Source organism: Pontibacter oryzae, assembly GCF_003576375.1.
Classification (GTDB): Bacteria; Bacteroidota; Bacteroidia; order Cytophagales; family Hymenobacteraceae; genus Pontibacter; species Pontibacter oryzae.
The window spans coordinates 280,256-304,965 of sequence record NZ_QWGE01000001.1 but is presented as its reverse complement, the minus strand read 5'-3'; the positions used below and the strand labels follow the sequence as shown (position 1 = coordinate 304,965).

19 protein-coding genes are annotated in these 24,710 nt (G+C 49.2%); all 19 read left to right on the top strand.

What is annotated here, in order from left to right:
* Positions 1 to 298: 298 nt before the first annotated feature.
* The 19 genes from D1627_RS01290 to D1627_RS01200 all read left to right on the top strand — a co-directional run bounded on the left by D1627_RS01290 (position 299) and on the right by D1627_RS01200 (position 24,673).
* A complete protein-coding gene (locus tag D1627_RS01290) occupies positions 299 to 688 on the top strand; it encodes a response regulator transcription factor (protein ID WP_119430410.1) in 390 nt (129 codons plus the stop codon).
* A 14-nt stretch (positions 689 to 702) separates the two neighbouring features.
* Positions 703 to 1,857, top strand: coding sequence for a sugar transferase (locus tag D1627_RS01285; RefSeq protein WP_233555467.1), 1,155 nt, complete (start codon positions 703 to 705; stop codon positions 1,855 to 1,857).
* Between the two features lie 26 nt (positions 1,858 to 1,883).
* Positions 1,884 to 2,597 carry a TolC family protein gene (locus D1627_RS01280; RefSeq protein WP_119430409.1) on the top strand — a complete coding sequence of 238 codons (714 nt, stop codon included), beginning with the start codon at positions 1,884 to 1,886 and terminating at the stop codon, positions 2,595 to 2,597.
* Positions 2,594 to 4,759: a GumC family protein gene (locus tag D1627_RS01275; RefSeq protein ID WP_119430408.1), complete on the top strand. Its 2,166-nt coding sequence runs from the start codon at positions 2,594 to 2,596 to the stop codon at positions 4,757 to 4,759. The genes D1627_RS01280 and D1627_RS01275 overlap by 4 nt, the downstream gene beginning before the upstream one ends.
* 1 nt (position 4,760) lies before the next feature.
* Positions 4,761 to 6,095, top strand: coding sequence for an oligosaccharide flippase family protein (locus D1627_RS01270; protein ID WP_119430407.1), 1,335 nt, complete (start codon positions 4,761 to 4,763; stop codon positions 6,093 to 6,095).
* Between the two features lies 1 nt (position 6,096).
* On the top strand, positions 6,097 to 7,536 hold the full coding sequence (locus D1627_RS01265; RefSeq protein ID WP_119430406.1) for an O-antigen ligase family protein: 1,440 nt from the start codon (positions 6,097 to 6,099) through the stop codon (positions 7,534 to 7,536).
* A gap of 4 nt (positions 7,537 to 7,540) precedes the next feature.
* Complete coding sequence (locus D1627_RS01260; RefSeq protein WP_158607130.1) at positions 7,541 to 8,458, top strand: glycosyltransferase family 2 protein; 918 nt, start codon at positions 7,541 to 7,543, stop codon at positions 8,456 to 8,458.
* Between the two features lie 12 nt (positions 8,459 to 8,470).
* Entirely contained in the window at positions 8,471 to 9,664 is a 1,194-nt protein-coding gene (locus tag D1627_RS01255) for a glycosyltransferase (protein WP_233555466.1), read from the top strand.
* On the top strand, positions 9,664 to 10,833 hold the full coding sequence (locus D1627_RS01250; protein WP_233555465.1) for a glycosyltransferase family 4 protein: 1,170 nt from the start codon (positions 9,664 to 9,666) through the stop codon (positions 10,831 to 10,833). Before D1627_RS01255 ends, D1627_RS01250 begins: the two co-directional genes overlap by 1 nt.
* Positions 10,820 to 12,022, top strand: coding sequence for a glycosyltransferase (locus D1627_RS01245; RefSeq protein ID WP_233555464.1), 1,203 nt, complete (start codon positions 10,820 to 10,822; stop codon positions 12,020 to 12,022). The genes D1627_RS01250 and D1627_RS01245 overlap by 14 nt, the downstream gene beginning before the upstream one ends.
* A 4-nt stretch (positions 12,023 to 12,026) precedes the next feature.
* Positions 12,027 to 12,671, top strand: a complete 645-nt coding sequence (locus D1627_RS01240) for an acyltransferase (RefSeq protein ID WP_119430404.1) — start codon at positions 12,027 to 12,029, stop codon at positions 12,669 to 12,671.
* A 12-nt stretch (positions 12,672 to 12,683) separates the two neighbouring features.
* Complete coding sequence (locus D1627_RS01235; RefSeq protein WP_119430403.1) at positions 12,684 to 13,862, top strand: glycosyltransferase family 2 protein; 1,179 nt, start codon at positions 12,684 to 12,686, stop codon at positions 13,860 to 13,862.
* 200 nt (positions 13,863 to 14,062) lie between these two features.
* Positions 14,063 to 16,153 (top strand): LruC domain-containing protein, encoded by a 2,091-nt coding sequence (locus D1627_RS01230; RefSeq protein WP_119430402.1) that lies wholly within the window; start codon positions 14,063 to 14,065, stop codon positions 16,151 to 16,153.
* Between the two features lie 452 nt (positions 16,154 to 16,605).
* A complete protein-coding gene (locus tag D1627_RS01225; protein ID WP_119430401.1) occupies positions 16,606 to 17,304 on the top strand; it encodes a FadR/GntR family transcriptional regulator in 699 nt (232 codons plus the stop codon).
* Positions 17,305 to 17,598: 294 nt separating this feature from the next.
* The gene (locus D1627_RS01220) at positions 17,599 to 19,977 is read left to right on the top strand and encodes a polysaccharide lyase 6 family protein (RefSeq protein ID WP_119430400.1); all 2,379 of its coding nucleotides are present in this window, start codon (positions 17,599 to 17,601) and stop codon (positions 19,975 to 19,977) included.
* A gap of 3 nt (positions 19,978 to 19,980) precedes the next feature.
* Positions 19,981 to 22,197, top strand: coding sequence for a heparinase II/III domain-containing protein (locus tag D1627_RS01215; RefSeq protein ID WP_119430399.1), 2,217 nt, complete (start codon positions 19,981 to 19,983; stop codon positions 22,195 to 22,197).
* A 5-nt stretch (positions 22,198 to 22,202) separates the two neighbouring features.
* Positions 22,203 to 22,562, top strand: a complete 360-nt coding sequence (locus D1627_RS01210) for a cupin domain-containing protein (protein ID WP_119430398.1) — start codon at positions 22,203 to 22,205, stop codon at positions 22,560 to 22,562.
* The gene (locus D1627_RS01205; protein ID WP_119430397.1) at positions 22,559 to 23,857 is read left to right on the top strand and encodes an MFS transporter; all 1,299 of its coding nucleotides are present in this window, start codon (positions 22,559 to 22,561) and stop codon (positions 23,855 to 23,857) included. Before D1627_RS01210 ends, D1627_RS01205 begins: the two co-directional genes overlap by 4 nt.
* Before the next feature lie 48 nt (positions 23,858 to 23,905).
* Positions 23,906 to 24,673 carry an SDR family NAD(P)-dependent oxidoreductase gene (locus D1627_RS01200; protein ID WP_119430396.1) on the top strand — a complete coding sequence of 256 codons (768 nt, stop codon included), beginning with the start codon at positions 23,906 to 23,908 and terminating at the stop codon, positions 24,671 to 24,673.
* Positions 24,674 to 24,710 lie beyond the last annotated feature (37 nt).

The window sequence follows — 24,710 nt, the reverse complement described above, 5'->3', positions numbered from 1 at the left end:
TATTATTTCAGCTTCGTTAAATTTGAAAAATTTAAAATGTGTGTGCATCTTTATGGCCACAGGAATAAAAATATAACAATAGTGGTAAATTGTTTTATTTAGTGATTTTTACGCGAAAAATGAACCTTTGATTGGATCTTTAAATTATAAACTACCTGCTCTTTCAGAGGCAAGGGGCTTTCATTATTTTGTGTTGTAATAATCATGTTTATTTCTGCTGATTGTGCTATGTGTATAAATTTTGGCAGAGATGGAGTCTTGTGGAAAGCGATGATGAATAAGATAAATTATAAATAGCATGAAGCACACTTTACTAATAGTGGAGGATGAGCCAACTATCCAGCTCATACTTGAATTTGTATTACAGGATGACTATCACGTCGTTTTGAAGAATGATGGCCTAGAGGCTATGGAATGGCTGGAAGCGGGAAATACGGTGGACATGGTGATTGCCGATGTAAATATGCCGTATTTGTCTGGTTATGAAATGCTTGAGGCAATCAGGAGTAGTTCTTTTTTCAGAGACCTGCCTATTCTGATGCTTTCTGGCCTGGAAAGCAGCGAAGACCGCATCAAATGCTTCAACTTAGGTGCTGATGATTTTGTCGTGAAGCCTTTTAACCCCGACGAGGTGAAAGCCAGGATAAAGAGCATCTTAAGGCGATCAGGTAAAAGCGTTATGGCATAGTGCTGGGTTGAGCCATGGAAGGAGTAGAAGTGAATCGCCTGCAAGTGCTTTATGTTGATAAGCACATGGAATCGTCCATACAGGCAGCTAGGTTTTTTGGTGAGAAAGCAAACTTTCAGCACGTAAGCGATTTAGAGGAGGGGTTGCAGTATCTTAAGGAGAATAAGGTAGACGTGATGCTTTATTCTGTGCAGGAGCAAGTGCCAGCACAGAGTCTGCGCAAGCACCCGTATCTGCGGCACCTGCCTGTCATTATGCTTTCAGAAAGCATCACCCCGGCATTGAAGTCGGAGGCACTTAAGTTGGGAGCAGACGACCTTTACCAACGGGACGGCCTGGGTCAGGAGATATTTATCCGCATACAGTATCTTGTAAAAAAGCACCGGCTGCTGCGCGAGCGAAAGCGCCAGCAGACTCCCAAAGGCGTTAAAACACCAGTGGCAAAACGCATACTGGATATCCTTATCAGCGGAACAGCTTTGCTGCTGTTGCTCCCTGTGCTAAGTTTAGTAGCCTTGTGTATAAAGCTGGATTCCAAAGGGCCAGTACTTTACCTGTCCAAGCGCGTAGGGGCAGGCTATAAAGTCTTTAACCTGTATAAGTTCCGGACCATGCGCACAGGGGCCGACAAGGACATTGCCGCCATGGCCGATGCTAACATGTATACCAAAAAGGGAAGCGATACTGCCGGAAGCATGGGATGCCCTGAGTGTGCACGGTTAGGGCATGCCTGTAGCTCTATGCTTTACATAAGCGGGAAGCAAATGTGCGAGCGCACGTTCCTGTCGCAGAAAAATGCAGCAGCGGCTTTTATGAAGTTCCAGAACGATCCGCGCATCACGCGCCTAGGGCTTTTCCTGCGCAACACCAGTTTGGACGAGTTACCACAGCTGTTCAATATCTTTCTCGGGGACATGTCCTTGGTTGGGAACCGCCCACTTCCGCTCTACGAAGCAGAGAAGCTAACAACAGACGAGTATATCCAGCGCTTCGCAGCCCCAGCCGGGCTTACCGGCTTATGGCAGGTGACAAAGCGAGGCAAAGGTGACCTTTCGGAAGAAGAGCGGATACAGTTAGACATCGAGTATGCGCATACTTACAGTTTCTGGGGTGATGTGAAACTGATTTTACGCACCTTTCCTGCTTTGCTGCAAACAGAGAATGTATAAAACCACCCTTAGCTATTGTGTATAGCATGAAGCACATCTACATCCTGCTTTTACTTTTAGGGAGCGTTCCTGTTGTAAGCTTGGCACAAACTGCGGAGCCCGGAATTACAGCCATCCAACGTCGCCTCCCTCCCTTAGACACTGTTTTGCTATGGGCAGAAACTGCCGCGCCATTGGTAAAGATCCAGAAATCTTATATTGATAAAAACACAGCCTTTATCTCCAATGCCAAAAAGCAATGGCTACAGGGTTTAACGGGCGATTTGAGTTATGGCGCAAGCGATCAGGTGTTCCTTCTTCAGGAAAATGGAGGGGCACAGTCTATCAACAATTTTAACAACGGATACAGGGCTTCCATTACCATGCGGGTTAATTTGTATGATGTGGTTGGCAGAAAAAGCTTAGTGGAAATGGCGCAGCACGAGTACGAGGTATCAAGGCACCGGCATGCGGCAACGCAGCAGGAAGTGCGCGCAAAGGCGATTGCGCTATACTTTGAGACAGAGTCTGCGCAGCGTGTGCTGCAGATTAAGTCTGAGGTGCTGCAGGTGGCAAAGTTGAACCGCATGTACTCCGAGAAAAAATTTAACGAAGCCAACATCGACGTAACGGAATTTGCCCGCATCATCGAAATTGCCACCAAAGCTGAGATGGAATTTGAGGTGGCCAAGCGCGAGCTTTATACTAGCTTTTATCTACTTAATGAGCTTACGGGTAAGCACCTAGAGAAGAGCCTATGACGTTTTTGCGCCTTCTACGCATTCTCTTAGCTAACCGGCGCTTGCTGGTGCTATTGCCTTTGGCTATGGCCGTAACGGTGTTCCTGCTAACCCGAGACGGCAAGAAAAGCTATGTGGCACGCACCATGATTTACACTGGGCTTGCATCTGGCTATACTTTAGAGAGCGGGGGGGATAGCCGCATAGATTATTTCTCCGTCAACAATGCCTTTGATAACCTGATTAACATGATTAAGGCTCGCAGCACGTTAGAGGAAACTGGTGTGCGCCTGCTTGCAGAGCACCTCATGATGCCCGCTCCTGACCCTTATGTGTGCTCCGAGGCTACCCTGGTGCAGTTAAATGAGCGGATGACCACGCCCTGGCAGGAGCAATTGCGGAAAAAATCTGTCGCAGAAACCGAAAAAGAGCTATACCGTGTGTTGGAACGCCAAGACAAGCGCTTGCTCGAAATTATACATGGCGAAGAGCTCCCCTATAGCTTGAAGGGCATACAGGCCAACCTTAAGGTAGAGCGCCAGGGGAGCAGCGATATGGTGATGATTGCCTACACCGCAGAAGACCCAGCAGTTGCCAAACGCACTGTAGAGCTCTTATGCCAGGTTTTTATGCATCGATACAAAGACATTAAAGTAGGCGAAACCGGCTCTGTGGTAGCATATTTCGAGGAACAGCTCAAGTTCTCGCTGGACAGGTTAAACAAGGTGGAAGCAGACCTGAAGTCATTCTCATCTGATAACCGCATCATAAACTTCTATGAGCAGTCCAAAATTATCGCGTCTCAGGAGCGGGATATCAACTTGGCCATAGAAGAAGAGAAATCCAGCTTGGTGGGTTTAGAGGCAGCCCTCCAAGATCTGGAAAAGAAACTTTCATCGCGTACCGGAATTGCCACCCAAAGCAGCCTTATAAACAAGAAGCGGCTCCAACTTACAGAACTTCAGAGCCAGTTAACGATGCTGCAGATGAACCAAAACCTGGAGGCCAACCTGTCGGATGTGTCCCGTCTGAATGGCCGCATAACCGGGTTGGAGCAGGAACTGCGCGCTGATGTAGCGGACCTGTACGGGCGCTCTTTCTCAACTCAGGGCGTGCCCACAGATGATTTATTCAACCGTTGGATGGATGCTTTGATATCCTTTGACAAGTCGCGCGCCAAAGTAGAAGTGCTTAGCGACATCCGGGAAGAGTATGTAAAGCAGTATGATATTTTTGCTCCGCTTGGCTCGGGATTAAACAAACTGGAGCGCCAGGTAGGGGTGGCCGAGCGAGAGTACCTGGAGAACTTGCATAGCCTTAACATGAGCAGGCTTCGGGAGCAGAACCTGCAGCTCTCCACAAACCTGAAGATGGTAGACCAACCTGCTTTTCCTACCGAGCCGGAGCCCTCAAAGCGCCTTGTGCTGGTGATAGCTGCCTTCATGGGTGGGGTGGTCCTAAGCCTCGGGTATGTTTTGGGCAAAGAGTTGCTCGATACATCGGTAAGGTCGCCGCAACGGGCCACAACGCTCACAGGCCTTCCTTTTGCGGGCGCCTCCGCACATCAGGAACAAAAAGACCGGCGTGTGCACCTGGATCTGGTTGAGGACAAATTGCTGAACCAACTGATTAGCACGCTCCAAACAACTACCAAGGCTATACCGCACGGAGAAACGATTTGCTGTATCCTGTTTAGCCTCCATGCAAGTGAGGGAAAATCATCGGTTGGCGAGAAACTGGTGGCTGGCCTGCAGCAAATTGGCGAGCGAGCGCACCTGCTAGTACCCGAAGCCGATCAGGCCCGCCAGACTAGTTTAGTCAGCACCTATAAGCAACGGCAAAGTATAAACAAACCAGTGAAAGCGTTAGATGATGTGATATCGGTAAGTATTGCGCCGAACAACTATACTTATCTTTTCCTCGAGATTCCGGCTGTTGCAGACCATGTGCTGCCTTTAGAGCTTATACAACAGGCGCAGCTATCGTTGTTGGTTTTGGATGCCGATCGGCGTTGGGGCAACGCAGACAAATTCTCGCTAGGAAGGTATTTAGATGTAGCAAAGCATCCGGCACATGTTGTCCTGAACAAGGTGCAAACAGAGTTCTTGTACGATATTATAGGCGAAATTCCCAAAAAACGCTCTTGGCTGAGAAGGATCATCAAGGAGAAACTGACACGGTAAAATGAAGTTAATCAATAAGTTTTTCCGTAACCCGCACCTAATGTCTCTGGCTGGTAACCTGGCTGCGTCCGGCATGGGCTTTCTGAGCTTTGCTTTGCTTGCCAGGGTTCTACCTCCCCAGGATTTGGGGCAGTGGGTCATGCTGGTAACATGCTTCGGTGTTTTCGAGCTACTGCGGTCTGGTCTGGTGCAAACAGCGCTTACCAAGTATACCGGCGGGGTGGCCATGGAAGTCGCGCTACCATACTATGGTGCCGCCTGGTCGTTGGCAAGTATGGTAACCATACTTTTGGTGGTCCTCGCTACCGGAGCAATGCTTAGCTTCAGCAGCTTGGCCGCACTGGAAAGTCTTGTGTTTTACAGCAAATGGTTAGCGCTTGTAGCCCTGGCTACCTTGCCTATGCAGGTTGCGCTCTGGGTGCAGCAAGTAATATCCCGCTTCGATAGGATACTGATCATGCGCCTGGTGAGTTCGGGCTTGTTCCTGTTGATGATCATATCATCGGCAGCCTCCCCGTGGGCGCTTTTGCCCACTATAGCAGGAGCCTTTGCCCTGGCGCAATTGGTGGCAGGCTTACTGGCGCTGGCGCTAGGCTGGGCTGAATTGCGCAGCATTTTTTCTGTGCAGCGCGCTAGTTTCTGGGAAATGCTTCATTTTGGCAAGTATAGTATGGGCACGATGCTGGGCTCCAACCTGCTCAGAAGCTCAGACACGCTCCTGATTGGGTTGTTTATGCCAGCGCAGTGGGTAGCGCTTTACAACGTGCCTCAGAAATTGCTGGAGATTGTTGAGATACCAGTCAGAAGTGTGCTTGCCACGGCCCTCCCGCGCTTGGCTGCGAGCCACGCCACAGGCAATCAGGAAGATGTAGCTAGAATCTGGAGCATGTACCTCGGCAGGTTGGCCCTGCTGGTGCTGCCGCTTGCACTTATCTGTTTCATTTGGGCCGAGAAGCTGGTTACGCTGGTGGGTGGCCCGGAGTATGTCGCCTCGGCAACTATCCTCCGGATCCTTTCGGTGTACGCTGCCTTGCTACCGCTGGATAGGTTGGCTGGCGTGGGGCTTGACGTTGTAGGGCGGCCCGCACTCAACTTTGTCAAAGTCATACTTATGCTTTCTGTTAACGTGCTCGGCGATTTAGTTGCCATACGCTTCGAGAACCTGGAGTTGGTAGCTGCCACCAGTATCCTCACGTTTGCGACAGGAGTGTTTTTTGGAAATATGATCTTGCAGCGCTACCTGCCTGTAAGTGCGTGGCAAGCCTTACTGCAGGCTGCCGGAGACGTGGCAGGCCTAGGCCGCCGCTTATGGGCACTGGCATATCCTAAGAGTTAACATGGAGGCCCAACGCAACATATGGCTCTTTGCCAAAACCAATATCCTGCCTACAATCGGCATTCTGGCTTTGGCTGCTGTTTTAGCGGTAGGGGTTGCCTACGGCGGGCTATTGGTTGCGCTTGCCTACATCGCTATTCCGTGCGCCATATTCGGGGTTAGCCTGATTGTGGCAAAACCTAAGTATGGTTTGCTGACGGTGGTGGTGTTTGGCTTTCTGGCGAATGGCTTAACACGCTACGTGCCGGCGCCCTTGGGCCTGAGCATCGACCTATTGTTGGTGCTAACCTTGTTAGGGGTGCTGTTTAGCCAACGCAGTTTCGACACAAAGCAACTCAACAATAGCCTCACCATACTCACGGTGCTGTGGTTTGTTTATACGCTTTTTGAGATAGTAAATCCCGAAGCACGCAGTCTGCAAGCTTGGTTTTACGCTGTGCGCGGAGTTTCACTGTACATGCTGTTCATCATCCCACTCACATTCCTGCTGATGCGCAGCGAGAAGGATCTGGACATGTTGCTGATGCTGTGGCTGGGCTTGTCGCTGCTAGGCACGCTCTGGGGGATTCGGCAGTTTGCGTTTGGCCCCGACTCGGCTGAGCAGGCATGGCTCAATGCAGGAGGTGCAGTAACGCATATCCTGTTCGGGAAGCTGCGCGTGTTCTCATTTTACTCTGATGCCGGGCAGTTTGGGGCTTCCCAGGCGCACGCCTCAGTAGTGGCAGGAATTCTGGCTATGGGAGAGCGCAGGCTTTCCAGGAGGCTGATCTTTATATTTATCGCCTTGTTGAGTTTTTATGGCATGCTGATCTCCGGTACGCGGGGCGCTTTTTTTGTGATAGTTGGGGGCGGGGCGTGTTACCTGATAGCTATCCGAAACATGCGCTTAATTATACTTGGCCTGGTTATCGGAGGGTTAGCGTTTGGGTTTCTGAAGTACACAACCATTGGTCAGAGCAATTACCAGATCAACCGCTTGCGCACCGCCCTAGACCCCAACGATGCCTCTTTGCTGGTGCGCATAGAGAACCAGCGGAAACTGGCCGACTTCCTGGCAACCCGGCCCTTCGGGGGCGGAATCGGGTCAGGCGGTTCGTGGGGGCAGCGCTTCAGCCCAAACTCGTTTCTGGCGCAAACCGCCCTTGATAGCTGGTATGTGAAAATCTGGGCCGAGTCGGGCATTGTGGGGCTAGTGTTGCATGTATGCAGTTTGCTGTTCATCATGGGAATAGGCTTTCTCAACATCTACAACTTGCAACCGCCCGACCTCAAGTATAAAATGATTGCCATTTTTTCGGGCTTGGGTGGGATAATCCTGGCCAGCTATGGCAACCAACTGCTAGGGCAGATGCCCACAGGAGTGTTGGTATACATGACCATGGTATACCTCTATTTGCCCAAGCAGTTTTTAGATGACAGACAGAATAAACTATACTCATAATACTATGGAGCAGAAGGAGCACGTGCGTGAGTGGCCAATGGTATCCATCATTAGCATTAATTACAATGGGCTGCAATACACATTGCAGCTGTTGGAGTCTCTGGAACAGGTGAGTTACCCTAATTTCGAAGTTATCATCGTAGACAATGCCTCGCACGAGGATCCAAGTGAAATTGAGCGCAGCTATCCGCACGTAAAGCTGCTGCGCTCTAAGGAGAACCTTGGCTTTGCCGGAGGGAACAACCTGGGCTTAGACCTTGCCAAAGGCGAATATTATTTGCTGCTGAACAACGACACCGAAGTAGAGCCGGGCTTTCTGGAGCCTTTGGTCAGCACTCTAGAGGGCAATCCGAGCATAGGCGCAGCTAGTGCCAAGCTCGTTTTCCACCACAGCCCCGGGGTGTTACAATACGCAGGCAGCACACCCATCAACCCATTCACTGGGCGCGGAAAGTCCATAGGCTTCGGAGAGCAGGACAGCGCACGCTTCAGCCGAACCGAGCCCACTGCTCGGGCCCATGGGGCAGCCATGCTTTTGCCGGCAAGGGTGGTTGAGAAGGTTGGGAAAATGCCTGAAATGTACTTCCTATACTATGAGGAGATGGACTACTGCGCCATGATCAATAAGGCAGGCTATGAGATTTGGTATGTGGGCAGCTCTAGGGTATGGCACAAAGAATCGATGGCGGTAGGCCGCGACACTCCCTTAAAAACCTATTACATGACCCGCAACCGGCTTCTATACTTACGCCGCAATGTGCAGGGCCCTGTCTTGTGGCTGAGTGTAGCATACTTCTGCAGTATAGCTGCCCCGAAAAACCTGCTTCAGTTTGCACTTAAAAGGCGCTTCGACCTGCTTCGTGCGTGCTGGCGTGGCATGTGCTGGCACCTGATGCCTCATAAATACGCTTTTACCCGCTAAAATATTTCTTCCATGATTCTACTTCTACAGTTCTTTCTGGGTGCCTTGTTTTTGGCAATGGCCCTGATGACGTTATACTTGCTTGTGTTTGCAGTGGCCGGTCATTTTCCGCGCCGTAGGGTTCGTGGCGGGGCGCCGCGAACTCGCTTCTTAGTATTGATACCTGCTTACCGGGAAGACGGCGTGATTCTGCATACTGCCAGAGAAGCCCTGAAACAGGTGTATCCGCAGGAGCTTTACCGTGTTGCCGTTATTGCGGACTCGCTGCAGCCTGAAACCATCCTGAAGCTGCGCGAACTCCCAATAGAAACTGTTGAGGTACAATTTGAGATAAGTACAAAATCCAAGTCCATAAATGCAGCGCTGAAAACTATTACGGGCACTTTTGATCATACTTTGGTCTTAGACGCTGATAACGTGATGGCTCCCGACTTTCTGGCACAAATGGATGTGTATGCGCAACAAGGAGAGCAGGCCATTCAGGGGCACCGCGTAGCGAAGAACCAGAACACTGGGTTCGCCGTGCTGGATGGCCTGTCTGAGGAAATAAACAACCATATCTTTCGGGAAGGGCATCGTGCATTGGGGCTATCTGCTGCCCTAATCGGGTCAGGAATGAGTTTTTCCTATGATTATTTCCGCGATTTAATGCACAGCATAGAAGCCGTGGGAGGGTTCGACAAAGAGTTAGAACTTAAGTTGTTGCGCAACGGCACTCGGATTGCTTACGCAACGGAAGCCTACGTGTATGACGAAAAAGTGCAGCAGGCAGAGGTGTTTGGCAACCAGCGCAGGCGTTGGTTATCGGCCCAGTTCCATTACCTGGGTGCTTACTTCACGTCTGGGGTGTATCACCTGCTGGCAAAAGGGAATGTGGACTACATGGATAAGATTGTGCAGTTTGTTTTGCTGCCCCGTGTTATCCTGAGTGGCTTGATCTTATTGCTGGCATTTCTGAGCGGCGCTTTGCACGTCGTTGCAGGGTATGCAATGTATCCGGGCACTGCGTTTTGGGGAGGCCTTCTCCTAGGCAATGTGGCGGCCATGCTCTTATCGGTGCCCAAAAAGTTTTACCGCCTCCAGACACTCAAGGCGGTGCTCCATCTCCCTAAAGCCTTTCTAATCTTCCTGCTTACCATATTTCGCCTGAAAGGGGCAAATAAGCGGTTTATCCATACGCCTCATACTACAAACGACATCAAGTAATGAAGAAACTACGCATAGGAATCGAAGCGCAGCGGCTGTTTCGGAGGCATAAGCACGGGATGGATATCGTGGCGCTGGAGCTGATTCGACAGCTCCAGCAATTGGATAAATACAACGAGTACTTTGTTTTCGTGAAGCCGGATGAGGACCGCGGAGGGCTAACGGAAACGCCTAATTTCAAATTTATAGAGATTGCCGGGGTAGGCGGGTATCCGGTATGGGAGCAATGGAGCCTGGCACGTGCGGCGGAGCCGCTACACTTAGACCTGCTGCACTGCACCAGTAATACGGCTCCGCTCAATCTATCGGTTCCTTTGGTGCTAACACTGCACGACATCATATACTTGGAGCAGGTAAACCTGCGCCAAGGCACCTGGTACCAACGCTTAGGCAATTTGTACCGCCGGTGGAACGTGCCGCAGGTGGCACACATTGCAAGCCGTGTACTTACAGTCTCTGCCTTCGAGTGTGCCCGCATTCAAGACCGGTTGCAGCTAGATGAGGGTAAACTTGGCGTGGTTTACAATGGGGTTGGGAGGCATTTCTTTCAGGAGCCGCCAGCAGCGGAGCTAGAGCAACTGCGCCAGCATTTCGGTTTGCCGACGCAGTTTATGCTTTTCCTTGGAAACACGGATCCCAAGAAAAACCTGAGGGGTGTGTTGCTTGCGCTTGGCCAGCTTGCAGCGCAGGGAAGTTTGCAAATGCCGCTAGTGCTTCTGGATTTTACCAAAGAGCGCCTACGCAGCGTGCTGTCAGAGCTGAACCTAACACATCTTGAACCTAGCATTCATCTTTGCGGCTATGTGCAAAATAGTAAGTTACCGTTACTTTACCGTTTAGCTACCTTATTTCTATACCCATCGCTGCGCGAAAGTTTTGGCATTCCAATACTGGAGGCCATGGCCTGCGGTACACCCGTTATTACCAGCAATACATCCTCGATGCCGGAGGTGGCCGGTGAGGCTGCTTTGCTAGTCGATCCTAATCAGCCTGAGCAACTAAGCCAGGCTATTCAAAAACTGCTGCAGGACCCTGATTTGTACAACCGCCTGAGTACGCTGGGCTTGCACCGGAGCCAAAGCTTTTCCTGGCGTCGCAGTGCCGAGCAAATGCTGGAGGAATACAAAAAAGTAGCGGGCGTTAAAGAGCAGGTATATGCCAGTGCGTAAGTTTATACTCGTAAGCATGCAATCCTGGGATATCGGGATAGGGTCTAACTGTAAAAACATAGCCCTTGAGCTGGCCAGGACCCACAAGGTGCTGTATGTTAATTTTGCGCTGGACCGTTTTACTGCCTGGCGCGCAGGGACAGACCCTGTTACCCAGAAGCGTAAAGCCGTGCTAAGGCAACAAGTTGATGACCTGGAGCAGGTGCAGGAAAACCTGTGGGTTCTCACGCCACGGGTGATGCTGGAGTCAATCAACTGGCTTCCGCCGGGCTGGCTTTTTGATAAGCTGAACTATCGGAATAACCAGTTATTGGCTGGCGCTATTCAGCTGGCGGCAAAACGCCTGAATTTTGACTCCTTCGTGCTCTTAAATGATAACATGATTGAGCGGGGTCTTTACCTCAAAGAGCTGTTAAAGCCAACCGCATATCTATACTATCTGAGGGATCATCTTATTACTGTGCCATACCACCGGAAGCACGGCAAAAAAGCACAGGAACTGCTTATTGCCAAAGCGAATGCCGTTGTAGCCAATTCAGGCTACCTGGCAAGCTTTGCCGAGCAGTATAACCCTAAAAGTTTCATGGTTGGGCAAGGGTGCGAACTGGAGCAATTTCTTGAAGATGGTATAGCAGAAGCACCTGAGCTACAAAACATCCCGGCACCTCGCATAGGATACATCGGCTACCTGACAGCTCTACGGCTGGATCTGGCACTGTTGATAGGTATGGCCAAACAAAGGCCCGCCTGGCAGTTTGTGCTGGTCGGCCCTGAGGATGAGGCATTTGCTCAAAGTGAGCTGCATAGTTTGCCTAATGTGCATTTTTTGGGGAATAAGCAGCCTGCAAGCCTGCCTAAATATCTGAAAGGCTTTGATGTGGCATTAAATCCGCAGTTGGTAAACGAGCTCACGGTCGGGAACTACCCCCGGAAAATAGATGAGTACTTGGCCATGGGCAAACCTACGGTGTCTACAGCTACGCCTTTTATGGAGTACTTTAAAGACAGTGTGTACCTGGCAACCGACCTGGAAGATTTCCTGCGACTCATAGCGCTTGCCTTGCAAGAAGATGACGAAGCGCGCGCCCTTGCCCGGCGGGAGACTGCATCGGCCCACTCATGGGAAAACAGTGTGGCCGCCATTTTAAACACTCTAGATAATACGCTTCATAAAGAATCAGAATACTAAGTATATGGCCCAATTTGTACAATTAGTAAAACAGAACCCTAAGTATAAGTCCTTAGCCTTATACTTGCTGATGCCTGCCCGGCAGGCGCGGCCCCGCTGGTGGGTACGGAAATTCCTAAACCCCTTTATACACCGCCGTGGAGCAGGCGCGCGCATTTGCCGGAGCACCCGCATAGATGTGATGCCCTTCCAGCCGTTCAGCCTGGGTGCAGGCTCTACTATCGAGGATTTCAGTACCATCAACAATGGCATGGGAGCGGTGCTTATTGGGGAGCGCAGCAGAGTCGGTATCGGCAGTGTGCTTATAGGGCCTGTGGAAGTTGGCAACGACGTGATCTTGGCACAGCACGTGGTTCTATCGGGGCTGAACCATAGCTATGAAGCCATAGACATTCCAATCAAAAACCAGACATGTACTACAGCACGCATTGTTGTGGAGGATGAAGCATGGATTGGGGCCAATAGCGTGATTACAGCCGGCGTCCGCATCGGCAAGCATGCCGTGGTGGCTGGCGGAAGTGTGGTGACCAAGGATGTGGCGCCATATACCGTAGTTGGAGGCAACCCCGCTCGCATTCTTAAGCGTTACAACCCGGCAACAGCCCAATGGGAAAGAGCCAATAGCAATCACGGGCACACAACTAACTAAACTATCGTTTGCATGGAATACATATTCTGGTTTGTGTTTTTTATAATTGCCTATACCTTTCTGGGGTATGGCGTGGTGGCTTACATGCTTGTAAGGATAAAAGGAGCCCGTAGCCGCCCGGCAGGTATATCTTCTGATGATGCGTTGCCTGCGCTTACCCTGGTGATCCCGGCCTACAATGAGTTGGATTGCCTGCCTGCTAAAGTAGAGAACTCGTTAAGCCTGCTTTACCCGTCAGCTAAATACAGCATACTGTTTGTAACCGAAGGCTCTACAGACGGGAGCGATGCATACCTTATGGGCGTGCCGGAGGTTGAGGTAATGGGAGGAATGGAGCGACGTGGCAAAATTGAGGCCATAAACAGGGCTATGCGGCAAATTGATACGCCTATCGTAGTGTTTACGGACGCCAATACATTGCTTAACCCGGAGGCGTTGCTGAACATTGTGCGCCACTATGCGGACCCGGCTGTTGCTGCGGTGGCTGGTGAAAAGCGAGTGCTTTCATTGGAAAGTGATGCCGCTGCCGGCGCAGGGGAGGGGATTTACTGGAAGTATGAGTCTTTCTTAAAAAAGCTGGACACTGATTTGCAAACTGTGGTGGGCGCAGCTGGCGAGCTTTTCTCCATGCGCACATCGCTTTACCAGCCAGTTGAGCCGGATACGATTCTGGATGATTTTATGATTTCGCTGCGCCTGGCAGCTCAGGAATACCGTGTGGTGTATGAGCCGGAGGCTTTTGCGCTCGAAGATCCTTCCTATTCAGTGCAGGAAGAGCTTAAGCGGAAGGTGCGTATTGCAGCTGGCGGCTTTCAGTCCATCGTCAGGCTTAGGTACCTGCTAAACCCGCTCAGGTATGGTTTGCTTAGTTTTCAGTATGTTTCGCACAGGGTGCTGCGGTGGGCGGTTACGCCCTTCTGCCTGCCGCTTTTGCTGTTCCTGAATTTTGGACTTTGGCAAACAGAAGATATGTACAAGGCCTTGCTGCTGGGGCAACTCACGTTCTATGGCATGGCAACGGTTGGCATGCTCCTCGAGAATAGGAAGGTTAAGGTTAAACTGTTTTTCATCCCCTTTTACTTCTGCTTCATGAACTATGCCGTCTGGCTTGGGCTTTTCCGCTACCTGCGTGGGGGGCAATCCGGTGTTTGGGAAAAAGTAAAAAGAGCGGGTGCCTCAGCGGGAAATTAACTTCTGTTTGATCTCTGCATGGGACTTACTAACCGGCTCCCTAGCACTTTACGCCTAACGCAAAATATTATACAATACCTAAGTTGATAAGTATCAAGACTATAGCGCGGGTTGTGCTTTAGGAAATCAGACATCTTAAAGAAAGGCACAGGCATTGTATTCCTAAACTACAATATTTCACCAGATTTTAGCTTTACTACATGATAAACCTATACAAATCAAAAAATGTCCGGATAGGGGCACTTCTAGCGGCTCCGCTTTTAGCTTTAAGTGTGATTGTCTCTTGCCAGCCAGAGCAGGAAGGGCCAAGCTTGCCGCTTGATGGCGCTCAGATGAGCGATTTAGTCGTGCCATCCAATTTTAATTACGCCTCTACCCGTTCAGTCAAGATCATTGTTAAGGCGCAGGACGATGCAGGCACTCCAATGCAGCTGCCCATGGTGCAATTCTACAATGCCCCTTTAGAAGAAGGTGGCAAGTTGCTGGCCGAGGGAGGCATGAGTGTAGCAGGGGTGCTGAGCATGGTGCGCGAGTGGCCTGTAACACTCAGCGAAGTTGTAGTGGTAAGCAATTACTTGGGTGTTGCAGACCAGGTAAGCGTGCCCATACATAATGGCCAACTGCTATATACCTTTCGCCCATTAACGCAGGCTAACCTGGCGAAACAGGGATTTAGCGCAATGCGCAGCGCCGAAGCAGTGGTTTTGAACCAGCAGCAGGCAGCGGCAAGCGGCTATACTTACCTGGGTGCCTACGAAACAAATGGTAAGCCCAAATACCTTGAAGCTGAGAACGATGTCGTGGATGCACAGTTTCTAAAGGATATTAATGCAACGCTGCCCGAAAGTAAGCCTGTGCCTACCTTTAACCCGCAATACCTGGCAAGCTCTAACCAAACAGATATAAAAGTGCTGGAACTGGCTGACATCTGGGTAACCTTTGTGCACGAAGGCGCAGGATGGTTGAATGCTTTGGGTTTCTATACCTATCCGCTGGACAACCCTCCGAAAACGGTGGCTGATATAGATACGAAAACCATTATTTTCCCAAATGTATCCTATAGCGGCAGTGGAGGTGGGCTTGCATCCGGAAACAAGGTCAAGATCGGTCGTTTTCCGGCCAATACAGGTATTGGCTGGTTTTTAGTTAGCAACGGCTGGAGCAACTCTACCAGAACTGTGGGAACAGGAAACTACACTGTATACTCTAACCCCGCTCTGAATCCTGAGCCCGATGAATTGCTGCGCCAGCACAACGTCTTAATCAAAGATCAGGGAAGGAATAAATTGCTGCTTGCCTTTGAAGACGTACGCCGGGATAACATTCCTTTCAAATGTGACCAGGATTTTAATGATGCAGTATTTTATGTGACAGCTAGCCCATACCGTGCTATTGATAATGGCAGTATGCCGGTTTTGAAGCAAACAGGCTTAGACAGTGACCAGGATGGCGTGGCCGATGAGTTTGACAGGTTCCCGCTAGATCCTACACGCGCTTATGCAAACTATAGCCCTGCGAAGGACATCTTCGGCACCTTAGCCTTTGAGGACCTATGGCCGGCGCAGGGAGATTTTGACATGAACGACCTTGTGTTGCAGTATCAATATCTGAGCATCGCGAACGCGAAAAATGAAATTGTGGAGTTAAACGGCAAGTTCGTAGTAAAAGCGATCGGTGCAAGCTTCCATAATGGCTTTGGGTTTCAGTTACCGATTGCCCCTGAACTTGTTAGGCAAGCAAGCGGAAGCAACCTGAAACACAATTATGTAAAACTTAACCCAAACGGCACCGAAGCCTCACAGCGCAAAGCCACCTTTATTGTGTTTGACGATGCCTTTGACCACATTAAAGCCACGGGTGGTACGTTTAATACGCAGGCTGATCGCCCGAAAGGAACCAGCGATACCTTGAAGTTACACATCAACTTTACGCAGGCTATAGATGCGAGCGTAATGGGTACTGTTCCTTTTAACCCATTCATCATGGTTAACAAGAACAGAGGGCAGGAGGTGCACCTCCCTGGCATGGAGCCAACAGACCTCGTTGACCAAACCTTTTTCGGGAAGTCTCAGGATGGTACTGATCTGGCGAAGCGCGTATACTATAAAACCAAAACCAACCTGCCGTTTGCGTTACACCTACCGTTGGAGTTTGAGTATCCTTATGAGAAGAAGAATATTACTGCCTCATACTTAAAGTTTGCAGAGTGGGCGCAAAGTGGCGGTATCCTTTTCCCTGATTGGTACATGCCGCTAACAGGCTTTAGAAATAACAGCAACATTTACAAATAGAGTCAATTACAGCATGCAGGTATTAACCTACGGTGGATAACTCTTGCCGAATTATACATATCATAGGCTAAAGGTGTAAGGCATCTAGGGCGATATAAAAAGTGCCAATTGCTATTGAGTAGTTGGCACTTTTATTTTTAACAGGATTCGTACTGAAGTATGATTGGCTGAGTTTACCAAGGGTTTCAAAGCTGACGGGTTCTTACCTGGCTTGCTCAACTCATCGAGTTGTTTTCTACTTAAAAACTGAACCTGATACTTAGCCGAAATAGATGAGATGCTCTTTAGGTTTAGGCGCTACATGAAACTTTAAGAGGAACTTAGACAGGAGCTTTAGCTGCTCATCAAGCTTATAGGTGAAAAAAAATAAATAAATATTGGAGAGGAAACATAATATGCGTATAATTGGTTAACCAATTACCGGTTAATTAATTATTCGAAATAGAAAGGCGATGGAAGTACTGAACAACTTTAAAGAGATAATAGTCGAGAAGCCTGCAGATAAGATCATTAAACAAATTAAGGAACTTATCTCTTCAGGACAACTGAAGCCTGGCGACAAACTACCACCTGAGCGCCAACTATGTGAGAAACTAGGCGTTGGCAGGAGCTATGTCAGAGACGCTATAAGGAAGCTAGAGTTCTATGGTATAGTAAAAACTTTACCGCAAAGCGGAACCGTAGTGGCAGGCTTGGGCATCACGGCATTGGAAGGGTTAATCACAGATGTGCTAATGGTAGAAGGGCATGACTTTCACTCTCTAGTTGAAACACGACTTATACTTGAGAAACAGACTGTACGCTTAGCGGCCATGCGCAGAACCCCGGAAGACCTGATTGATCTGGAAAAAGCGCTGGAAGCTTATCGGGCCAAAGTTAAAAATGGAAAGCAAGGGATCGAAGAAGATTTGATGTTCCATATCCGCATTGCTGAGGCTAGCAAAAACAGCGTACTCAAATCTTTGATGCTCATTGTAACGCCTGACATACTCACGCACTTCACCCAGCAAAATGTCTGCGGCGGAGGCAGACCTTACGGTGCTCTAGAGGAACATATGGATATTTTAGAGTACATCAGTATACAAGACCCTGATAAGGCTGAAGCAGCTATGAGTACCCACCTAAAAGATGTTGTAAATTTTAAAGGTTAACGCTAGCAAAGTATAGCAGCTAAATCTTATAATGGCTGCTATACTTTATAGGCAATAGATGTTAGCAATTAGAATTTAAAAAATAAATTGGTCAACCAATTGCGAGTAAACCAAAAAAAATCCTTAGCTTAGTAATTGTTAATAGAATTTGATCTTTAAGACCAATTCTGATCAAAACAATATAAAGAGATTATAATTCATCAGCAGCACAATGGAACCTTGTTTTGTTTCTGATGAGTGATTAATCAAATCTATAAAAGACGCTTAATCTAAGGACTATCATCTATAGCTGTTATGACTAGAAGTTCTAAACTTTTCTTAAGCTTTGTTTCCATTATAGTGTTTGGTTGTAGCACGTACACGCAAACCTATACCTCAATTCAGGTTAGCGACTCAGTTGTTGGGCAAGCTGATTTTGAGGCGGCAGTAGCCAATGCACAACCTGGAGATACACTGCGTATGGCAGCAGGGGTATGGCGCGACGCCCGCCTAGTGTTTGAAGGAAAAGGAACGGCAGAGAAACCTATTGTACTGATGGCGCAGCACCCAGGGGCTGTTAAATTAGAGGGGAAATCCAGTTTAAAGATTGCCGGAGAATATTTAGTAGTCTCGGGGCTGGTGTTCGTGAATGGCTATACGCCGGATGATGCGGTTATCTCATTTAGAAAAGACAAAGACAACCTGGCCAATAACTGCCGGGTTACCGAGTGTGTGATAGACGGATACAACCAGCCTGACCGCTTTAAAAGTGACGCATGGGTTGATTTATATGGTAGAAATAACCGCGTAGACCATACTTACCTGAATAATAAACTCAATAGCGGCGTAACCTTAGTTGTACATCTCAATAGCAAAGAAAGTCAGCAGAATAACCACCGCATCGACCATAACTACTTCGGTGAGCGGCCTCGCCTTGGCTCAAACGGTGGCGAAACCATGCGCATTGGTACGTCCACTTTCTCGCTTACATCCAGCAACACAGTTGTGGAGAATAACTTCTTTTACCGCTGCAACGGCGAGGTGGAGATCGTTTCTATCAAATCCGGAGATAACATCGTTCGGAACAATACTTTTTATGAGTCGGAGGGTGTGCTGGCGCTGCGCCACGGCAACAATAACCTACTAGAGGGCAACTACTTCATTGGTAACAACCGCAAGAACACCGGCGGTATTCGAGTAATAAATGCGGGCCACACGATACAGAACAATTATTTCCAGGATTTGCAGGGCGACCGCTTTTTTGCTGCGCTCGGTGTGATGAACGGAGTGCCTGATTCGCCTATTAACCGCTACCACCAGGTAAAGGACGTTGTGATAAAAGACAACGCCTTTATGAACTGCGCGAATGTGAAGTTTGGCGTAGGCAGCGACAGCGAGCGCACCGCCACACCGCAGAACGTAAAAGTGCAGAACAACATTTTCTATACACCTACTGCGCAAGCGCCATATACCGCCCTGGATGACATCAGCGGGGTTTCCTTCCAAAACAATAAAATTATCGGTGCACCGAAAGGCTTTAAGGCAAACGGATTTGAGCCGTCAAATCTTCAACTACAGAAAACAGCGCAAGGCTTGTGGGCATCCCAAAATGAAACACTCACTCCAAAACTTCCTGCTGATGCCAACACAACCGGCGTAAGCTGGTACAAGCCTGAAAACACAAACGCGGCAGCTTCTATAACAAAGGTTACACGAGATAAAGGAGCACTGGAGCAGGCCATACAAAACGCTGCAGCAGGAGCGGTTATCGAGCTGCAGGAAGCAGGGGAGTACAGCATCAGCAAAACTCTAGAATTGCCTCACGGGATAACGCTGCGTGCCAAGTCCGGCCTCGCGACAAAGCCTGTCATCCAGATGAGCTACAACGACAAAGGGCAGGCGCTTCTTGCTATAGCAAAGGGCGGAACAGTTAAAGTTGAGGGAGTCGCTTTCAACGGGTATTCAGACGGTGGCGTGGCCGACCAGGCCATCCGGACAAGTACGAAACCGATGATCCAGCACTACAACCTATTTGTGAATAACTGCGATTTCTACGGTTTTAACGAGTCCGGTGCAGGCGCTTTTAAGGCTTACCAGAGCACCTTTGCAGATACGGTCTCCTTCACCAACTCCACCTTCGAGGATATTTCAGGGATAGCGATTAACCTATCTGCCGAACGCGAGGATAAAGGCAAGTATAACGCAGAGTACATTATACTGGAGAACTGCCTTTTTAACGGAGTGATGGGCAGCGCCTTGGATTTATACCGTGGTGGCAACGACGAAAGTACGGCCGGCCCATACCTGAAAGTGGACCATTGCACCTTTAACAAAGTGAATAACACAGAACTTGGCTCGGTACTGCGCCTGGTTGGCGTGCAATGGGCCGAAATCACGAACAGCATTTTCAGTAACAGCGGGCAAGGTGGCCGAGCGGTTTTCTTCGAAAGCCCACGCTGGTCGTATAACCACATCGACTACTCTAATCTTTACCAGTCCGGCAAAATTGACTCCTTTTATGGCAATGTAACTGGCAAGCACATGTACACAGTGCAACCAGAATATACCCAACCCGGACAAGGCAATTTTCAACTCAAGTCTGGCTCAAAACTATCTGGCAAAGGCAGCGACGGAAAACCACTTGGTGCCCTCTGGAGCGATGGAAAGCTGAACCAAAACGGAAACAACTTATAGTACATGATACACACGCTACGCACCCTTTTCACCTTTTCGCTGGCGCTGCTGCTGATGATTTATACTTCACCGGCCTACGCGCAAAACCCGCAGCAATATCCAACGCTTATACTTACACCAGACGGAGTAGCCGCCATTAAGGCTACGCTTGGCAATGCGCCCTTGCTTACATCCAGTTTTCAGGAAACGAAGCAGAGCACCGATGCGCTCATGAGTGCTGGTATAAACGTGCATATGCCCAAGGATGCCGGCGGCGGGTTTACGCACGAGCAGCACAAGCGCAACTATAAAGCCATGCACCAGGCTGGTATTTTGTTCCAGGTGACTGGCGAAGACAAATACCTGCAGTATGTAAAAAACATGCTCAACGCCTACGCAAAACTTTACCCGACGCTGGGCCTTCACCCGGAGCGCAAAGAGCAGTCGCCGGGCAAGCTGTTCTGGCAAAGCCTGAATGATTGCGTGTGGCTGGTTTATACTATCCAGGCTTACGATGCCGTGAAAGGACAGCTGAGCCAGCAGGAGATTCAAAATATAGAGAAAAACCTGTTTTACCCGGCTGCTCGCTTCCTTTCCGAAGAATCAGCAGAGACATTTGATAAAATCCATAACCACGGTACCTGGGCAGTAGCCGCTGTCGGCATGACGGGCTATGTGCTCAATGATAAAAAGCTAGTGCAGCAGGCGCTATACGGACTTGATGAGAAAGGTACAGGTGGGTTTATGGCGCAGCTCGACCAACTGTTCTCCCCGGACGGATACTATACCGAAGGCCCTTACTATCAACGCTATGCCTTGATGCCGTTTGTAGTTTTCGCGCAGGCCATTGCCAATAACGAGCCGCAGCGCAAGATCTTCAGCTACCGCGATAACATCCTCCTGAAAGCCATCAACACGGCCCTGCAGTTGACTTATGATATGAAGTTTTTCCCGTTCAACGATGCCCTGAAAGAGAAAGACCTGCGCTCGGTAGAGCTGGTGTACGGCACCAACATAGCCTATGCCCACACCCAGGACAAACGCTTACTTTCTATTGCCGAGAAGCAGGGCGAGGTAATTCTTTCTGCGGAAGGCGTGCAGGTGGCAAAAGCGCTGGACAACAAGGAGGTGCAGCCTTTCAACTTTACTTCTATGGAACTGCGCGACGGCGCCAAAGGCAACGAAGGCGCTGTGGGCGTACTCCGTTCCGGCATTCAGGATAAAGACGAGGCCCTGGTGATGAAGTATAGCTCACAAGGCATGGGCCACGGCCACTTCGACAAACTGACATGGCTGTTCTACGACAACGGTAGCGAAATTATACAGGACTACGGCGCGGCGCGCTACCTGAATGTGGAAGCCAAGTATGGCGGGCATTACCTACCGGAAAACAAGACGTGGGCCAAGCAAACAGTATCGCATAACACGGTGCTGGTAAACGAGCAGAGCCACTTCGGAGGCAACTATGACTTGGGCATGAAGTCGTTCCCAACGTCGCGCTTTTTCGACGTCTCTAACAAAGATGTGCAGGTGATGTCGGCGGAGATAAAGGAAGTATACCCAGGCGTGAACTTTACCCGCACCATGGCTATGCTTCGTGATGAAGCTTTTGATAACCCAATCATACTTGATGTGTTTGAGATAAACGCAAAAGATTCCCAGCAGCAATACGACCTGCCGCTATACTACCAGGGGCAGCTGATCAACACCAACTTTGATGTGCAAAACAATAGCTCACAACTGAAGGCGGTGGGGCAGAAAAATGGCTACGAGCACTTGTGGCAGGTGGCGCAAGGCAAGCTGCCTGCAGGTACGGTACAGGTTACCTGGCTCAACGGCGACAGGTTTTATACTTATTCCACCATTGGTAGTGAGAACGCCGAAATGCTGTTCACGCGTATCGGTGCCAACGACCCTAACTTTAACCTTCGTAACGAGCCGGGGCTGATGCTCCGCAAAAAAGGCAATGCCGGGCAAACGGTGTTTGTGTCGGTGCTGGAGCCACACGGCGAGTTTAACGCCAAGGACGAGTACACCACCCAGGCCAGCAGCCAGATAAAGTCATTGCGGTTGCAAGAGCAGGACGGTGCCAAAATTATCTGGATAGAGACGATGAACGGCGACTTGCGCGCTTTTACGCTGGCCACAAATCCCGCAGTTAAATCTAAGCATAACATAAAAACGCAGTCAGGCAAACTGAACTGGGTAGGACCTTATCACTATTTCAAACTAAAAAAATAAAAGATATGCAAAAGCAAAGTGAAGAGTACTTGTTCGGTGAAACGTTGGCTTGGGAAGAAGTAGCTCCTGGTGTAAAGCGTCAGCTGATGGGTTACGACGGAACGATTCTGATGGCAAAAGTACAGTTCGAGGTAGGGAGCGTTGGTGCCGTACATGAGCATTTTCATGCCCAGGCAACTTACGTGGTGAGTGGCGCTTTCGAGGTGGAGATAGACGGCCAGAAGAAAGTATTGCGCGCCGGCGATGGCTTTTACATTCCGCCGCACGTATGGCACGGCGCCGTTTGCCAGGAGGCAGGTGTGCTAATTGACGTTTTTAGCCCGATACGCGAGGATTTCTTTAAACCTGAAACACTTACAACATGAAAGTAAAAGGACTCAGGTGGTTTATCGTGAGCATGGTGGGCTTAGCCACGGTAATCAACTACATCGACCGTAATGCCCTGGCCGTGATGTGGCCCGGCATTGCCGAAGACCTTAACCTTGGCAAAGAGGATTACGCCCTGATCCTTTCTTTTTTTATGGTGGCGTACGCTGTTGGCCAGTCTGCATTTGGTAAGATCTTCGATAGCCTGGGCACACGTGCTGGTTTCGTGCTTTCCATTGTTATCTGGTCAGCCTCCATTGCGCTTCATGCAGTTGCAAAATCAGTTACCTCCTTCGGTATTTTCCGGTTTACGCTTGGTTTTGGCGAGGCGGGCAACTGGCCAGGTGCTACTAAAAGCAATGCGGAGTGGTTCCCTATCCGGGAGCGTGCTTTTGCTCAAGGTATATTTAACTCCGGTGCATCCATAGGAGCTGTGGTTTCTGCGCCAATCATTGCCTTGCTGTATGTGGCTATCGGTTGGCGTGCTACATTTGTGGTAATTGCAGGTTTAGGTGCCATCTGGATAATTCCGTGGGTAATTCTTTACAAGGCCTCACCGAGCAAGCACCCTTGGTTAACCGATAAAGAGCGTCAGTATATCTTGTCGGGCCAAAAAGCGCCTGATGCGGTAGCTGAGTCTGTGGAGGAGGAATATGCCCCAGGCTGGTTTGAGATGCTGCGTTACCGCCAAAGTTGGGCTGTAATCGCGACTCGCTTTTTCATCGATCCTGTGTGGTGGCTGTTCGTGTCGTGGCTTCCGATTTACTTAGCTGACCGATTTGGCTTTGACGTGAAGCAGATAGGCCTGTTCGCTTGGGTGCCTTATGTAGGGGCAGCCATCGGAAGCCTTTTCGGGGGCTGGCTGGCTGGCTTCTGGCTTAAAAAGGGTTGGAGTGTTAACCGAACCCGCAAAATCATCATCTCGCTTGGCGGGGCTATCATGCTCCCTGCTTTGATTCTAACCGCATTTGCAGCTACGCCGCTAATGGCTGTCCTGCTAATTGCGGTTATCCTGTTCGGGTTTCAGATAGCTATTGGCAACATACAAACCTTGCCTAGTGATTTCTTTTCGGGCAAATCCGTGGGTTCTCTGGCTGGTGTCAGTGGTACGGCTGCCATTGTGGGCACTCTTATTACCACGTGGCTGGTACCCGTGATCACAGTAGATTCTTATGTTCCTTTCTTTGTACTGGGCGCAATTCTGGTGCCGCTTGCCATACTTGCTGTGTGGGTACTTAGCGGCGAGATTAAGCCTATCACAGTGAAAGCAAAACAAGAAACAGTATTAAACTAATTTTTTAACAAATAATTTATAACAATCCTAATTAAATCATAAAGGATTATGGAAAATCAATATGAAAATAGAGTAGCAGTTGTTACAGGCGCCACTGGAGGTATAGGGTTTGAAGTGGCAAAAAGATTAGGTAAAGATAATTTTACAGTGATCTTAAACGGTATAGACGATAATGCGGGAGCTGAAAAGGTGGAAGAGCTTCGAAAAGAAGGTATCAGAGCGGAGTATTATGGTTTTGATGTTACCAATGAAGATGAGGTGAACGGCAATTTTAATAGAATTGGCGAAAACTACGGCAGAATCGATGTTTTGGTAAATAATGCCGGAGGCTTAGGAGGTAGATCAAGATTTGAAGAAATGACCACTGAATTCTACAGAAAAGTGATGGCGCTAAACCTTGATTCAGTGTTTTTTACTTCAAGAGCTGCTATCCCATACTTAAAAAAAGGAGAAAACGCTTCTATCATCAATTACACTTCAAACGCAGGGTGGAATGCTGGCGGACCTGGAGCAGGAATTTATGGCACCTCCAAAGCCGGGGTTCATGCCATCACCAGAGCACTGGCGAAAGACCTAGCCGAATACGGCATCAGGGTAAATGCTGTATCTCCTGGTACCATCGATACGCCTTTCCACGCTCAGATTAAAGCCACTAAGCCTGAGGTATTCGCTTCATGGAAGGACAATATTATGTTGGGGAGATTGGGCAAGCCTGAAGAAGTAGCTTCTGTTGTTTCTTTCCTGGCTAGCAAAGATGCGTCATTTATTACCGCTGAAACCATACAAGTAGGTGGTGGCCAAGCTCTTGGTATATAACAATAGCCTTAGAATTATCATCGGTTTATAATAGTAA